This is a genomic window from Desulfobacula sp. (assembly GCF_030145145.1).
Classification (GTDB): domain Bacteria; phylum Desulfobacterota; class Desulfobacteria; order Desulfobacterales; family Desulfobacteraceae; genus Desulfobacula.
The window spans coordinates 76,720-90,592 of sequence record NZ_JAQYWD010000022.1; the positions used below are offsets into that span (position 1 = coordinate 76,720).

Sequence of the window (13,873 nt, forward strand, 5' to 3'; positions counted from 1 at the left end):
AGTAGATCCTGCACTTATGATGTTTCAACTCAAACTCTATACCATGAAAGAATGATGCAATATTTGGATCATTCTTCTAAGAATACACAAAAAAAAAGCTCTTTATGCCATAACAGTTGCAATCGAATTCCATAGCCAACTCTGCTTGCATGCGCATAAAAACAGAACATTATTTTATTTAGCTACATTCAAATTGTTTATAATTATGATGCATTGACTTTACAAAACTTGTCATTCATACCAACACCTTTTGATAATTACATGAAGCAGTTAGAAAAAAATATCCCATGGGTATGATTATCATCCCAGGAAATGATCCATGATATTTTTTTTTAATATAAAAGCATGAAGTGGAACCCGATTGATTAAATTAAAATAGCATCATTGAAATAACAACAAGAATGACGAAATACAATTATCCAGCAAAAGTTACCTGTATTAATTCTCTGTGTTTTTATAAGATGACATTTTTTTTAACAATGTTCCAGCATAAAGGGCATATTTTGAATTTGGATGGTTGTGTCTAACTTTTTCAAGAATTTGCATAGACTCTGCCTTCTGGCATGTTTGATTCATGAGGGTCCCAATTTTATACAAAACAAAGGCAGTTTTGCGTTTTGTATATGCTATCTGATAATATTTGATCGCCTGGGCTGTATACTCTTTTCCCATGCGTTCATCTTCTGCTTTCATTGATAGAACAATCTCCGCCGCCTGGCAAAGATTATTAAAGTTCTTTTTTATTGCCAATGCCTTATCTATATTTTCAATAGCCTTGTCATAATTTTGAACAGCACTTTCATAGCGGGCAATCCCTAAAAAAGTTACATCTCGAAATTTAAAATTATCTGAATTCGCAATGGCCCTTTGGTAGGCCCATATTTCTGTTTCACCACCAAAAGCCTGGCCGTATTTAAACAAAACCATGCTGGAGTCAGGGTTTTGTTTTAGGGTATCTGCCCAAAGACTCTGGCTATTTTTCCACACAAATTCTCTTTGGACCGTTGCTATAGAAAAAACAAAGATGATAGCAAAGAAAACAATCCATTGCTTTTTAGAGCTGATGAGACCCCTTTGAACAACACTGCGACCATAAGCAACCATACAGATAGCTGCCAGACTGACGGATAAATACAAGTATCGTTCTGCAAAAGGGACCCATGCGATATGACCAAAAGCAATCGGTAAGGCAGGCGCAAAAGAGATTACCAGGATCATACTCACGAGCAGGAAAGAAATTTTTTTATTAATACCCCAATAAATACTCAACAGACAAAAAGAAAAAAATACGATTGAATAAATTGTTGTATTGATATTAGATATGGCAAAATTAAGGGGAAACGGAATAATCATCTTTTTAAGATAAAACCCAATGGCTGGGAAAATATGGAAAAGTTCAAAGGCATTTATTTTTTCAGCGCTGACAGAAACTGCCGCTTTAGACAGTGTCAAAGACGCATGGGTATAGGCAGAACTCTCCCACCCGTTTGTCCTCAAAAATGAGTATATAAAAAGGGGAATGATCATAACAATGAACCAAACCATTGCATTTCTCATAACCCCTTTGATCGGGTAGTTATGGGTATGATTGATGAGCATATCCATAAGGATGATGATAGGAATACCTGCCAGGGCGTTCTCCTTACATAGCATTCCCAGAAAAACAGCCAGGGGTGTCAATACAAATCGAAAAGGATTCTTTATAAAATAGAAATTAACAGCCAAAAGAAAAAAGAAGGCCCCGGCAATGTCCGATCGTCCCGAGACCCATGCCACAGACTCGCAGGTCAGCGGATGGATACCGAATAGAACCATGGCAAGACTTGCATAAATTTTACCATTCATATCCTGCTTGAACAGACGTAAAGTAATCAAATAAACCAGTATAGAATTTTGGACATGAAGCACGTAATTGGTCAAATGATATCCTTTCATGGACAATCCCCAGATTTGACTGTCCAGATAAAAGGAAAGGGTTAACAATGGCCTGTAATATTTTGTTGCTGACTCACGAAAAAACAATTTAAAAAGATCGAATTTAAAATCTTCACGTAGGAAAGCATTAAAATGCTCCATATCATCCATGTTCACAAAACCAAAATAATTGACTGGCAAGTACAGGGCCATGATGAACAACAGGCCAATGAGGAAGGATTGATTCTTAACTGCTTCTGTTTTTATCTTCATGACCATAAAAACCGTTTGTAACATTATAGTGATCTATCTGGATAAGACAGGATATGGCTATTTATAAACCAGCTTGCTGGTTGTATACACCCTTTTATTTTCAAGCAGGATGTATTTTCCCCCATAGGGATCATCAGGAATGGATTCAACCAACCCCGTGTTAATGAGATCAGACAAGTGGTCTGGAAAAACCCCGAATTTTTTTTTAAACGCATCAATTTTTTTTTCAAGACTGTTCATAACCGTTAATGCTTCAAGTCTTGTCTCAAGTTGTTTTGCCAAAATCGGGTTACGGGTCTTTTTCAGGATATCCTCTAAAAACAAGATAGCAGGCTTGTATTGATTCTGGTACATGGCAAGCCGGCTGGCAAGCGAGGCAAGATACGTCGGACTTCCAGGCAGCTTTGCCGCCTCCATCATATATTGTGAGCCCTTAATATTATCTTTTAAAAAATAAAAATAATTAAACCCGATATGGTACGGGACCTTAAAATCAGTTGTTCTATACTCTCTTGCCTTAAAAAGGAGGGTGTTGGCCTGATCAATCTTGCCAAAATCCCATGTAAGTAACATATTTGAAAACAGGTAAGCATCCCAGAACCATGGATCAAGATCCGTAATAACATCTGAAAAATTATATATATAATCAGCGTGTTTGGCATTGAGCGTCTCATTTTTTATGAATTTACCACCAAAAAAAGTAGACGCTTTTAAGAAAAGAAAATCAGATACAATGCCTTTAAATTCCATTGCAGCAAGACCGGTAACTTTTGAAGGCAGGATATAATCCATGTCACTTCTTTTTAAGAAGTTTTCTCTTTTTACGGAAAGATTCTGTTGAACAAAAAAACACAAAACAATGGAACAGATAAGAAGAAAAGGCGTCAGATGAATAATAACCACCTTTTTCAATTCAGTTCCCTCCGGTTGAAAATTATAGAAGCCGATAAAAGAAGGACCACAGAATAAACAAGGCTGTAACACGTTATAGAAAAAAGATAACCATAGGATATGGGTATCGCATGGGCAGCGTGTACTTTAAGATCAAAAACAGACAAATTTGGTAAGATATACTGGGTGATATCAATAATTGTATTTATCGTTTCAGACAAGGCCATATCAGCAGCAGACCTTGTTTTTAAAAACAAAACCACTTCTTCTATTGTCTGCCCTGCAACATAGATGGAAAGGCTGAATAAAAGAGTGATAAAGGAACTGGTTGTAATTGTACTGAAAAAAAGGACAATGGCATTTAACAAAAAAAGCATGAGCAGTTCAGAATAGATTGCCTTATAAAACTCAAGCCAGGAAAAAGTTTGAAAATAAACGTCATATTGTGATTTGATTAAAAAAAGATTAACGCTGCTGCATAAGGTAAGCATACAAAACGCCGTAACGATCAACAACATGATGCCAAGGTATTTCCCCCATATATATTGACTTCTTGAAAAGGGCTTTGATAACACACAATAGATGGTATGCTTGTCAATATCTTTGGATATCAGGTTGATTGAAACAAAAAAAGTCAACAAAAGTCCGGCTAAGGTGATGGCCGAAAGATTAATATCAACAGACACTTTATGTAAGTCTCTCATAAACAGACTCACACCAACAAAAGCACTGCCCATCATAAATAAGGAAAAAAGACCGATGCCGATCAATGCCCGCTCCCTGACACCTTCCTTAAAAGATAAAAAAATTAATGAAACCATTTTTGGGATCATGTTATTTTTCCCTGACAAGGGTTAAAAACAATTTTTCCATGCCCTCATTTTCAAGAACGTGTTGTTTTGTAAAAATACCTTTCAACGTTCCTGAATCCATTATGGCAACGCGGTCACATATTCTTTCAACATCATTTAATATGTGTGAGCAGAACAGAATCGTCTTTCCCCTTTTTTTTAAATCTTCAATAAGATCAATGACCATTTTTCTGCCAAAGGGATCTAGACCTGACATGGGTTCATCCAGGATAATAATATCCGGATCATGAATCAGGGCGAAACAGATCCCCACTCGCTGGGTCATGCCCTTTGAATAGGTACGCAATCTTTGTTTTCTTACCGCATAAAGGCCAACCTGATTTAAAAGTGTATTTATTCTTTTTTCTGCTGTTTTTTTATCAAGGCCGGACGTATAACTTGAAAATTTTAAAAGTTCTTCTGCTGACAGATTATCATAAAAATAAGGGTTTTCAGGCAGATATCCCACATTGAGACGGGAGTCGGGGTCAGAAGGCTTTTTATCATCAATAATGATGTCTCCTTTGTCAGGCTTGATAAACCCCATGATCATTTTAATGGTGGTACTTTTGCCAGCCCCGTTCCTGCCGATGATACCAAAACTTTCAGCCGAATGAATAGTAAGGGAAAAATTTTCAACCGCGATTTTCTTCTCTCTTTTAAACTCGGAAACATAGGTTTTGGATATGTTTTTTATGCGTATTTCAGGCATGGTTTATTCTTTAGTTATAAAAATAACAACAAAAAGCAGACCCGCATTGCAGATCTGCTTTTTGTCGTTAAATGATTTTTTCAAGCATCCAAATTATGGTGCTGTGTTTCCGGATTTGTCTTTCCAATCCGAACCAAGACTTGTTGCAGAGGTTGGTGCTGTAAGAGCGCCATCTGCTGCCTGCGCGAGCTCATAGACAGGGCTGGCGCTGGACAGAACACCATACATCACACCATTATCGGTTGTTGTTTTTGTACTGGCACTGGTTAATGCAAATGCCAAGGGTGTTGTTTCGATCGCTAACAGTGTGCTCGGGGAGGGTGTGAAATTAAAGGCATCTGTCCCAGTAGTAGTATTTGCAGCAATTGTTAATGTTGTTCCCCCTGTAGTCGTTGCTACAGATGCATCGGCAAGAACCATTGTGGAACTTAACGTCAGTATGCTTACACAAATCATGGCCATTTTAAAAATCTTCATTATATATCTCCTATTTTTTTAAATTTAATAAACCCAAATCGTGACCTGATCAATTAATTTGGATATTGTTGTTCTTCTGCGTAAAATGCTTCAAGATCTGTTCTGCAATTTCTGACATCGCTTACCGATGCCGTGTTAAAACTTTTTGCCCGGTAACTGGAAAACTGGGGGATCGCAATTGCGGCAAGGATACCAATGATGGCAATAACAATCATGAGCTCGATCAAGGTAAAGCCTTTCTGATTTCTTTTTTTTCTTAGCCAACTAAACATTTTTCTACCTCCTAATTTATGGTTGTTTTAGTTCTCGTCTTAAGTGTTTGGTTTAAGTTCGTCTTTGCCAAACTTACACTTCAAGAAGGGTGCCATCTGTTAAAAAAAAATAAAATAAAACTTAACTTATTGAATAATAAAGTTTTTTTAAACCATTTGAAAAAAAAATTCTAAAAGTTAATGCCCCTGCTTACTCTTTCCATACAATTTTTGAAATTCTTTACCAAAATTTGTCGTATGATCCTTTTAATTTGGTCAATTATCGAAAAATCACATCACCGTGTTTTCATCACATGTAAAAAATATATTTTATTACCCCCACGATAATGGTAAGATTTGCGCTTCATTAGGCTTGAAATCATTAATACGCTCAAAAAGAAACTGATATTAAAAATGGATGCCGTTGATATGCCCCCTAAATCAAAATTTAGAATTTCCCTTAGACTCTTACGTCCCCACCAATGGATCAAAAATTTGCTGTTATTTTCACCCTTGTTTTTTTCAGGGAACCTCATTGACCCCTCTTTGTATATTACCTGCCTTGGTGTCATTGTTTTCAGTCTGATTTCCGGTCTGGGGTACATATTAAATGACTGGATCGATCGAGAAAAAGACCGGTTTCATCCGGACAAACAAAACAGGCCATTTTGCTCCGGTGCGGTTACAGGGTGTGACGCCATTGTTCTTTCAAGCGCCTTATGTTTTATCCTGGTATCAATGCTTTTGATCTTTAATTTCCCTGGTAAATTCATTTTGTATCTGGCCGCCTATTTTGTCCTTACGGTCAGCTACAGTTTATATTTGAAAAAAAAAATCATTCTTGAAATATTTACCATTGCTTTTGGGTTTGTTTTAAGAATCCTTGCAGGAGGTGCCGTCAGCAGCGTAGCCATATCCAGTTGGCTGTTTTTAACGGTTTTTTTCATTGCCATGATGATTTCCATTGCCAAACGGGTGAATGAGCTTAAAGAGCTTGGTACAGACATTGCGGAGAAGCATCGGGAAAGCCAGGTTGGATATTCATTGAACTTTCTAAACCCCATGCTTTGGTCGTGTGGCAGTGTGACATTAGTTGTGTATGGGCTTTATGCCGTTGAGCATAGCGATCTGGTCGTTTATTCCGTACTGCCGGCTACCTATGGCATTTTCAGGTTTATTTTTCTGAGCGATCTTGGCAAAGGATCAGATCCCATCAAACTCTTCTTTTCGGACAGGCAATTACTGCTCACCGCCCTGATCTTTTTTCTGTTTCTAACCATTGTTATATACGCTTCATGATGGACAACATAAAAATGATGAAGCAACTATACCACATCATTGGTCCGGTTTTATTAAAATTATTGCCCAAAACATACAGGGCTGACCCCAATAGGCCATTATTGAAAAAAATACTGGTTATCAGACCCGGAGGGCATGGTTTACTGACTGCGTGCAAGATCGTTATGCAAAAACAAAATGAATGTTGTACCAAGCTTTGAAATCGCAACACCAAAGCCCACTTGAGAGGTAACATTCATGAAAACCATACAACGTAGAAAGGCCTCCGGCCTTTTTGGTTATGGCAAAGCTACCTTTAGCGAAACACCTCGCCAATATTTGAAAGGCAAAACGATTTATCTCTGACCTGGCCCTTAGGGCCAGGATTTTTAGAACTGACTAAAATTTGTTAAACGGGGAATGATGGATGCCCATTCTTCAATAATTGTCCCTAAAAAATATAAAAATCAAATTGATATGATTTGGGCAAATCTTTTAAAACAAAAGGGCCATAATATTCTTTATGGCTCGGATGAAAAATGGTTTGCAATATCGATCAGCGTCATGGCTTTGATATTGTGGCCGGTCCAAAGAAGAGCAACTGATTTTTTAATACCGAGTTTAGCTGGCTTTAAAATTGCTGTTTCCATAAAAAACACGCAGTGAAATTAATTTTTGGTATAGAATTTGATATCCATACAAGGTATGGTAACAACGAAACAATCAAATCCCTTGAGTGAAGCGAGATTGATCATTTCAATATTTATCATTGGGGTGCTGTTTATGACAAAAAATGTTCATGTGAAGCCCAAAAATGTATAAACGATTATATAAATATAAAGATTTATTCTATATTTTAATTTGGCGAGAGCTATTAATTCGGTATAAGCAGACAGCTATTGGTGTCCTCTGGGCACTTATTCAGCCTTTGAGCATGATGCTACTTTTTGTTTTGGTTTTTGGGATTATTTTAAATATAGATACCGGCGGAATTCCAAAACCATTATTTTATTTTGTCGGACTGGTCCCCTGGACTTTTTTTTCTTCTTCCATTTCAGCATCTATTGACTCCTTCGTAGCTCATAGGAACTTAATAACCAAGATTTATTTTCCCAGAGAATTATTGATTTTCTCTCGAATCATGATTTTTCTGGCCGATTTTACTATCACCTTTATATTGCTGGCCCTGCTGATTATGATATACCGAATTCCATTTAGCATGGATATGTTATGGGCGGTCCCGTTAACTATACTATTGCTATTGTTCACCACATCAGTCGGGATGATTTTGGCCACGATCAATGTCTATTATCGAGATGTTCGCCTGGCATCTGCTTTTTTATTGAGATTATGGTTTTTTGCAACTCCGGTATTTTATTCAATTGATACGTTGCCCATCAAGTTTAAATTGATATTATTTTTAAATCCATTAACCTACGTAGTTGAAAACTTGAGACGGGTATTGCTTGAAAACCGGGGGATTGTCGGCTGGCAGTTTATGATTGAAACGGTTTTTGTCCTATTTCTTTTTATTTTGTCATATCGATTGTTTATTCGATTAGAAAGGTCTTTTGCAGATGTCATCTGATCTGAGCATTAAATTTGATAGAGTGAGCAAGAAATTTTCTAAAAGTGCAATCCAGCATGGACTGCTACGGGATGATCTGGTAATGTTTTTCAAACGGAATAAAAATGTTGATTGTTTGAAAACGGATGAATTCTGGGCGCTTGATCAGATTTCATTTAAAATTCCAAAAGGATCAAGCATCGGCCTTTATGGTCCGAATGGTTCAGGCAAAAGCACTTTGCTTAAACTCATTGCCAATGTAATTTCTCCTACAACGGGAAAGATTACCATTAATGGGCGAATTGCACCTTTAATAGAATTAGGGGCAGGATTTCATCCTGATCTGAACGGGATTGAAAATATTTATATGAACGGGGCAATCCTGGGTATGACGATTGGTGAAATAAAATCAAAGATTGAACGGATCATTGAATATTCTGAGTTGAGTGATTTTATTTCAACACCGGTTAAAAAATATTCATCAGGAATGAAACTACGTCTTGGATTTTCAATTGCCATCCATAGCGAGGCAGACATTTTCCTGTTTGATGAGATTCTTTCAGTGGGTGATGAGGCATTTCAAGAAAAATCATTAAACTCTATCCAAAAACTGCTAAAAAACAAGAAAACTCTGTTCATCGTATCTCATAATAAAAAGAGGTTGACCGGTATGGCAGATAAAATTTTGATACTGGAAAAAGGCAAGATAAAATGGAATATATTCGATTAAATTTTAGAAGGAATGTTTACACATTAGATATGAAAAATAACTTAATTTTTAACTATAATTAAAATGCTGGATTTGGTGGTTAAATGAACGATCAACCGAAAATCGGAGTTGTAATCGTTACCTGGAATGATAAAAAAAATGTTATATCTCTTCTGAAGTCCTTAAAAACGCTTGTATACAAAAACATTGAAGTTCATGTTGTTGACAATGCGTCAACCGATGACACAGTGGACGTTATCGGCCGGAAATTCCCTGATGTCCATATTATTAAAAATCTTGTCAATCTGGGTGGAACAGGAGGGTTTAATACAGGCCTAAAATATGTGGGGAAAAAAAACTTTAAGTATATTTGGTTATTAGACAATGATGCACAAATTATGGACCAAACACTTTCAGAGTTGGTTAAGGTCTGTGAGGCTGATGAACAAATTGGCCTTGCCGGATGCATTATTAAGGATGTTGATAACAAGGAAATGATAGTGGAAGCGGGTGGCTTGATCGAAAGATATCGTACAGGACTATCCCCTTTTTTAAAAAACCAAAAAAAGAATACCCTGGATGAGGTCATTGATGTCGATTATGTGGCAGTTTGTTCGGCCTTGGTCAATATTAGTGCTCTTAAAGAAGTCGGGCTCATGGACGGAAGATATTTTTTGTTTTGGGATGACATGGAATGGGGGCTGGCATTTAAAAAGAAAAATTACCGGGTTGTCTGTTCTACTCGAGCAGTGGTGTGCCACCCAACTTTTTCCGAGAGAGATAGGGGAGATTTAACCTATTATTATTATGGTATTCGAAACCCATTCCTAGTTTATGCCTTGCACTTAAATGCACTTGAATGGTTTATTAATACTTATTTTAGGTTGCGGTCTTTATTTAAAAATATATTTTTTAATTTGTTTACTGGTAAGAAAGCAAGAGCCAAATATATTACAAGGGGAATCAGCGATTTTATTATGAATCGATGGTATATTTGTAAATATAGATATTCTGATCCTGTCAGGCCCGAAAAATTGAAAAAAAAGGTCAAGGTGAGAAAATTAGAAGGAAAAATATTGGTGGTTTGTGGTAGAAACTACAAAGCTAATCGTCTGGTTATAGAACAGATAGCGGAAAACTGTCGGACGAAGATTCTTCTTCAGCCTGACAGGAGACAATATTACAACCTTAAGGCTAAAACAGAATATTTGGATTTCGTTCATAATGACAATATACCCTTTTCGATAAAATTTTTACTGTTGCTGTTTCATGGTTTCAATGGAGTAGTGTATTTTGACACAAACCCATATGCATTTGTTGGAGGTTGTTCATATAAATACGAATCGGATACGGATATGCTTGTAAAAGAAAATGCATTTGTTTCATATTTATTCAAAATTATTACTGCTTCCGTATTGGGAGAGTTGATAAGTCTGTTATCAATGCCTTTTTTTATAGTGTTTTTTGTAAAATATAAATATTTTTCAAAAGAGAATATACGACGGTAAAAAATGCAAAAAAAAGGGCTGTTCAAGCTGGAAAATTGTGAGGCGATATGGGGATAATCGGTTTGAATTATTTAAAATGGTATCAAAATGATTTTTAAAATATTGAAAGTAGTTCGAAGCATGTTTGTTGATCTAAGGTACCGCTTGCATTATTTACAGGCAAGAAATTATAGCGTTCTTTTTAATTGGGATCTGTCTGGAGTTTATGCCAATACAGATTGGTTGTGTAAGGAAACTCTAGCTGATTGTACAATTTTATTTGTTTTTGCTGGAAGAAAGGACCGGATGTCTGCCTCTATGGTTTATCTAAACCAACTACTTAAGCAAAAAAGCGTTGATTATATCCATATCTGGAATTTTTCAAGAAATATTTCTGATTTTAACTGGGTGAAATCTCTTAACGATCCAGAAAAAAAAATATATGTTTTTTCTCCAGTTAATTTTGGTAAATACACGCATTATGCATACCGGTTGTATAAAACGGCATATAGTTTTTACACAAAAGACTGTTATCGAAAAATAAATTTCATTAAGTCAGATGATGATATGGTTTTTATTGAAACAGATAAGGAACTTTTTAAACAGTTTGTACATCAGATAAAATTAATCAATGAACCTCAATCCTCTCATTTTTTGGTGTCATCAAATGTAGTAAATAATGGTGTTTGCGCGTATTATCAGCAAAAAGAATTCAAACTGATACCTCATGATATAGGTGACTGTTATTTTCCCTGCGATAACGATATCCCAGGATTTGCCATGGAGGCCTATTGGGATGGGGGGGAAAAGTCTGAAAAATTGCATCATTATTTTTTAGCTAAGAGTAAAAATTTTATTAATATGGCCAGAGTCATTGATCCGGTAAATATAAAAATTGGGACGCGGGTCAGTATCAATTTTATTGGGTTTAAGCAGGACAGCATTAAAAAATTTCTTAAAAGCAGATGTCAGGATGACGAAAAATTTTTAACTGCAGAACTTTCTAATCAATTGAATAAACATGTTCAGATTTTTATGCCGTTGGTGTCATCCCATCTTTCTTATTTTACGCAGAGCCTGCAAAATGATGATGATTTAATTGTTAAGTATTTTAAGTGGATTGACAGCTGGGAAATGATCTAATGGCTAAGCGACCTGACTTTTTAATCGTTGGTGCACCAAAATGCGGGACAACTTCATTGTTTCGTTATTTAAAAAATCATCCACAAATTTTTTTGCCAGAAAAAAAGGAACCCAAATTTATTTCTTCCCAGTTTATAAAATTTCCAATGAACGGTCCTGGAGATACTCGTTTGGATGAAACTGTTCATGAGTTTTCTCAATACTCAGGCCTATTTTCTGAAGCAGATGATCATCAATTGTGTGGAGAGGCTAGTGCGGACACTCTTTATTATTATCATCAATCCATTCCGGTTATAAAAAAATATATTGGAAATCCCAAAATTATTATTTTATTAAGGAACCCGGTTGAAAGAGCGTTTTCTAGTTATTCGCACACTGTTAGGGATCATCGTGAAACAGCTGGTTTTGAGTTTGCACTATCAAACGAAAAAGTTAGAATTAAAAATAATTTTGATTTGATGTGGCATCATGTGAAAGTCGGATGTTATTATTGTCAGGTCAAAGCTTTTCTGGATAATTTTGAACATGTGTTTGTCGGGTTGTTTGATGACTTAAAAAAGGATAGCCCGTCGTTTGTTCGCAATGTTTTTGACTTTTTAGAGATTGACAATCAATATTTACCTTCAAATCTGGATAGAGTATATCATCGCAGTTATGTTCCAAAATACCGGTTTATTAACCAATGGATTGTAAGGCCAAATAAATTGAAAAATGCAGCTAAACCATTGTTTAATATTTTTTTTACAAACGCCCAAATAGAAGGTATGATTAATTTTTTCAAAGATATGTCAGAAAAGAAAAGGAATATTGAATTTGATACACGTATTCGCCTAACTCGCTCGTTTAAAAAGGATATTCACCAATTGTCACAGCTAATCGGTAAAGATTTGGAACAATGGATTTATAAATAAAAATGAATACTTCCGTGAGGACGGCTGCCCTTATCCTGAATTGGAATAAAAAGGAAACAGTTTTAAAGCTGCTGGCAGACATAAAAAATGTCAGTGACTGCCGGGCGGATATTTTTGTTGTTGACAATGCATCAACGGATGGTTCTGCAAAAGCCATTCAGGAGGCATATCCCGATGTTACAATTTTGCATAATAAAAAAAATTTAGGCGGCACAGGTGGTTTTAATTCCGGCCTGTTTCATATCATCCAGAAAGAACGATATGAATATATCTGGCTGTTGGATAATGATATCAGAGTTACAAACAACACCTTAAATGAACTTGAGATGATTATGAATGCCGATGAAGGTATCGGTATTGCCGGATCAAGGATCCAGGACATCGATCAACCAGAGGTAACCGTTGAAACGGGTGCAAATGTTCGGTGGGATATGATGGGTGTGGTACCAGTCAACCGGAACTCTACTGAAAATTTAAATGGCATTATTGATGTGGATTATGTGGCGATCTGTTCCGCCTTGGTCAGAATCAGTGCATTAAAAATAACCGGCCTGATGGATGATCGTTTTTTTTTATGCTGGGATGACATGGACTGGGGGCAGTATTTTATAAAAAATGGATACCGGGTTGTTGCTGTCTGCCAATCCATAGTCTTCCATGGCTCTTTTACTGAGCGGGATAGAGGGGATTTAAGCAATTATTATTATGGCATTCGAAATGCATTTTTGTTTTACTCAAAGCATGTGCCCGATAATAAACGAATCATACTTTTTTATAACAGTCTCAGGTTTTATCTCAAACTTTATTTTTTTTACAGGTTCCATGCGCATAGGTTAAAAGCGGGCCTTATTAAACAGGCAGTTCAAGATTTTTATTTTTCCAGATGGGGGAAAATACAAGAGTATTGTAATGGGAAGAAAAAAAGGTTTTCTGAAGACGAACATTTATACCTCTTGAATCCAGAAAAAATATTAATCCCCCTTATCGGAACAAGCTATCAAAACAGCATGAATTTATTAAGTGATATTAAAATTAGATATCCTGGCGCATCTATGCATATTATCATTACCCGGGACAGAAAAAATTATTTTAAGGAGTATTCAAAAACTTTGATTGATAATAGAATGCTCAGTCGGGTCAGTTATTTGTTAGAGCAGTTGGCAAAGCTTCATAAGAAAAAATTTGATGTTGTGGCAGCAGCACTTCCAACACCGTTTATCTATGCAGCACCAAAAGTTATGTTTTATGATGAGCAAACCCGATTATTTTCTGTCATTCGATTAGGTCGCTTGAAATGTCACCGAATTATTGGTTCAAACCTGCTAGGAGAAATTTTTTCCATCTTGGTTTTCCCGTATATTTATTATCAAAGTCTGGTTTACAAGAGTGGGAAAAAGTGAAGCCTTTTA

The 13,873-nt window shown here is 36.1% G+C and carries 14 protein-coding genes; 8 read left to right on the top strand and 6 right to left on the bottom strand.

The window, feature by feature from the left end:
* Positions 1-438: 438 nt before the first annotated feature.
* From Q1Q15_RS13855 to Q1Q15_RS13880, 6 genes are all read right to left on the bottom strand, one after another.
* Positions 439-1,452: a hypothetical protein gene (locus tag Q1Q15_RS13855; protein WP_300460951.1), complete on the bottom strand. Its 1,014-nt coding sequence runs from the start codon at positions 1,450-1,452 to the stop codon at positions 439-441.
* 792 nt (positions 1,453-2,244) lie between these two features.
* Positions 2,245-3,099: a hypothetical protein gene (locus Q1Q15_RS13860; RefSeq protein ID WP_300460954.1), complete on the bottom strand. Its 855-nt coding sequence runs from the start codon at positions 3,097-3,099 to the stop codon at positions 2,245-2,247.
* Complete coding sequence (locus Q1Q15_RS13865) at positions 3,096-3,911, bottom strand: ABC transporter permease subunit (RefSeq protein ID WP_300460956.1); 816 nt, start codon at positions 3,909-3,911, stop codon at positions 3,096-3,098. The genes Q1Q15_RS13860 and Q1Q15_RS13865 overlap by 4 nt, the downstream gene beginning before the upstream one ends.
* 1 nt (position 3,912) lies before the next feature.
* Entirely contained in the window at positions 3,913-4,641 is a 729-nt protein-coding gene (locus Q1Q15_RS13870) for an ABC transporter ATP-binding protein (protein ID WP_300460958.1), read from the bottom strand.
* Positions 4,642-4,734: 93 nt separating this feature from the next.
* Positions 4,735-5,118 carry a hypothetical protein gene (locus tag Q1Q15_RS13875; RefSeq protein ID WP_300460961.1) on the bottom strand — a complete coding sequence of 128 codons (384 nt, stop codon included), beginning with the start codon at positions 5,116-5,118 and terminating at the stop codon, positions 4,735-4,737.
* A gap of 53 nt (positions 5,119-5,171) precedes the next feature.
* Positions 5,172-5,390: a prepilin-type N-terminal cleavage/methylation domain-containing protein gene (locus tag Q1Q15_RS13880; protein ID WP_300460963.1), complete on the bottom strand. Its 219-nt coding sequence runs from the start codon at positions 5,388-5,390 to the stop codon at positions 5,172-5,174.
* 408 nt (positions 5,391-5,798) lie between these two features.
* Between Q1Q15_RS13880 and Q1Q15_RS13885 the strand changes: the two genes are divergently transcribed.
* The 8 genes from Q1Q15_RS13885 to Q1Q15_RS13920 all read left to right on the top strand — a co-directional run bounded on the left by Q1Q15_RS13885 (position 5,799) and on the right by Q1Q15_RS13920 (position 13,864).
* On the top strand, positions 5,799-6,668 hold the full coding sequence (locus tag Q1Q15_RS13885; protein ID WP_300460966.1) for a UbiA prenyltransferase family protein: 870 nt from the start codon (positions 5,799-5,801) through the stop codon (positions 6,666-6,668).
* A 399-nt stretch (positions 6,669-7,067) separates the two neighbouring features.
* Entirely contained in the window at positions 7,068-7,313 is a 246-nt protein-coding gene (locus Q1Q15_RS13890; RefSeq protein ID WP_300460969.1) for a hypothetical protein, read from the top strand.
* A gap of 148 nt (positions 7,314-7,461) precedes the next feature.
* Complete coding sequence (locus Q1Q15_RS13895; RefSeq protein WP_300460971.1) at positions 7,462-8,235, top strand: ABC transporter permease; 774 nt, start codon at positions 7,462-7,464, stop codon at positions 8,233-8,235.
* Positions 8,225-8,944 (top strand): ABC transporter ATP-binding protein, encoded by a 720-nt coding sequence (locus Q1Q15_RS13900; RefSeq protein WP_300460974.1) that lies wholly within the window; start codon positions 8,225-8,227, stop codon positions 8,942-8,944. Before Q1Q15_RS13895 ends, Q1Q15_RS13900 begins: the two co-directional genes overlap by 11 nt.
* A gap of 83 nt (positions 8,945-9,027) precedes the next feature.
* Positions 9,028-10,431, top strand: coding sequence for a glycosyltransferase family 2 protein (locus Q1Q15_RS13905; RefSeq protein WP_300460977.1), 1,404 nt, complete (start codon positions 9,028-9,030; stop codon positions 10,429-10,431).
* A gap of 87 nt (positions 10,432-10,518) precedes the next feature.
* Complete coding sequence (locus Q1Q15_RS13910; protein ID WP_300460979.1) at positions 10,519-11,553, top strand: hypothetical protein; 1,035 nt, start codon at positions 10,519-10,521, stop codon at positions 11,551-11,553.
* On the top strand, positions 11,553-12,464 hold the full coding sequence (locus Q1Q15_RS13915; RefSeq protein WP_300460982.1) for a sulfotransferase: 912 nt from the start codon (positions 11,553-11,555) through the stop codon (positions 12,462-12,464). Before Q1Q15_RS13910 ends, Q1Q15_RS13915 begins: the two co-directional genes overlap by 1 nt.
* A gap of 2 nt (positions 12,465-12,466) precedes the next feature.
* Positions 12,467-13,864, top strand: a complete 1,398-nt coding sequence (locus Q1Q15_RS13920; RefSeq protein WP_300460985.1) for a glycosyltransferase family 2 protein — start codon at positions 12,467-12,469, stop codon at positions 13,862-13,864.
* Positions 13,865-13,873: the final 9 nt, after the last annotated feature.

Bases quoted from the DNA above. Each gene is read 5' to 3' on its own strand.
- Q1Q15_RS13865 (WP_300460956.1), bottom strand. From the start codon at position 3,911: ATGATCCCAAAAATGGTTTCATTAATTTTTTTATCTTTTAAGGAAGGT.
- Q1Q15_RS13870 (WP_300460958.1), bottom strand. From the start codon at position 4,641: ATGCCTGAAATACGCATAAAAAACATATCCAAAACCTATGTTTCCGAG.
- Q1Q15_RS13875 (WP_300460961.1), bottom strand. From the start codon at position 5,118: ATGAAGATTTTTAAAATGGCCATGATTTGTGTAAGCATACTGACGTTA.
- Q1Q15_RS13880 (WP_300460963.1), bottom strand. From the start codon at position 5,390: ATGTTTAGTTGGCTAAGAAAAAAAAGAAATCAGAAAGGCTTTACCTTG.
- Q1Q15_RS13885 (WP_300460966.1), top strand. From the start codon at position 5,799: ATGCCCCCTAAATCAAAATTTAGAATTTCCCTTAGACTCTTACGTCCC.
- Q1Q15_RS13890 (WP_300460969.1), top strand. From the start codon at position 7,068: ATGATGGATGCCCATTCTTCAATAATTGTCCCTAAAAAATATAAAAAT.
- Q1Q15_RS13895 (WP_300460971.1), top strand. From the start codon at position 7,462: ATGTATAAACGATTATATAAATATAAAGATTTATTCTATATTTTAATT.
- Q1Q15_RS13900 (WP_300460974.1), top strand. From the start codon at position 8,225: ATGTCATCTGATCTGAGCATTAAATTTGATAGAGTGAGCAAGAAATTT.
- Q1Q15_RS13905 (WP_300460977.1), top strand. From the start codon at position 9,028: ATGAACGATCAACCGAAAATCGGAGTTGTAATCGTTACCTGGAATGAT.
- Q1Q15_RS13910 (WP_300460979.1), top strand. From the start codon at position 10,519: ATGATTTTTAAAATATTGAAAGTAGTTCGAAGCATGTTTGTTGATCTA.
- Q1Q15_RS13915 (WP_300460982.1), top strand. From the start codon at position 11,553: ATGGCTAAGCGACCTGACTTTTTAATCGTTGGTGCACCAAAATGCGGG.
- Q1Q15_RS13920 (WP_300460985.1), top strand. From the start codon at position 12,467: ATGAATACTTCCGTGAGGACGGCTGCCCTTATCCTGAATTGGAATAAA.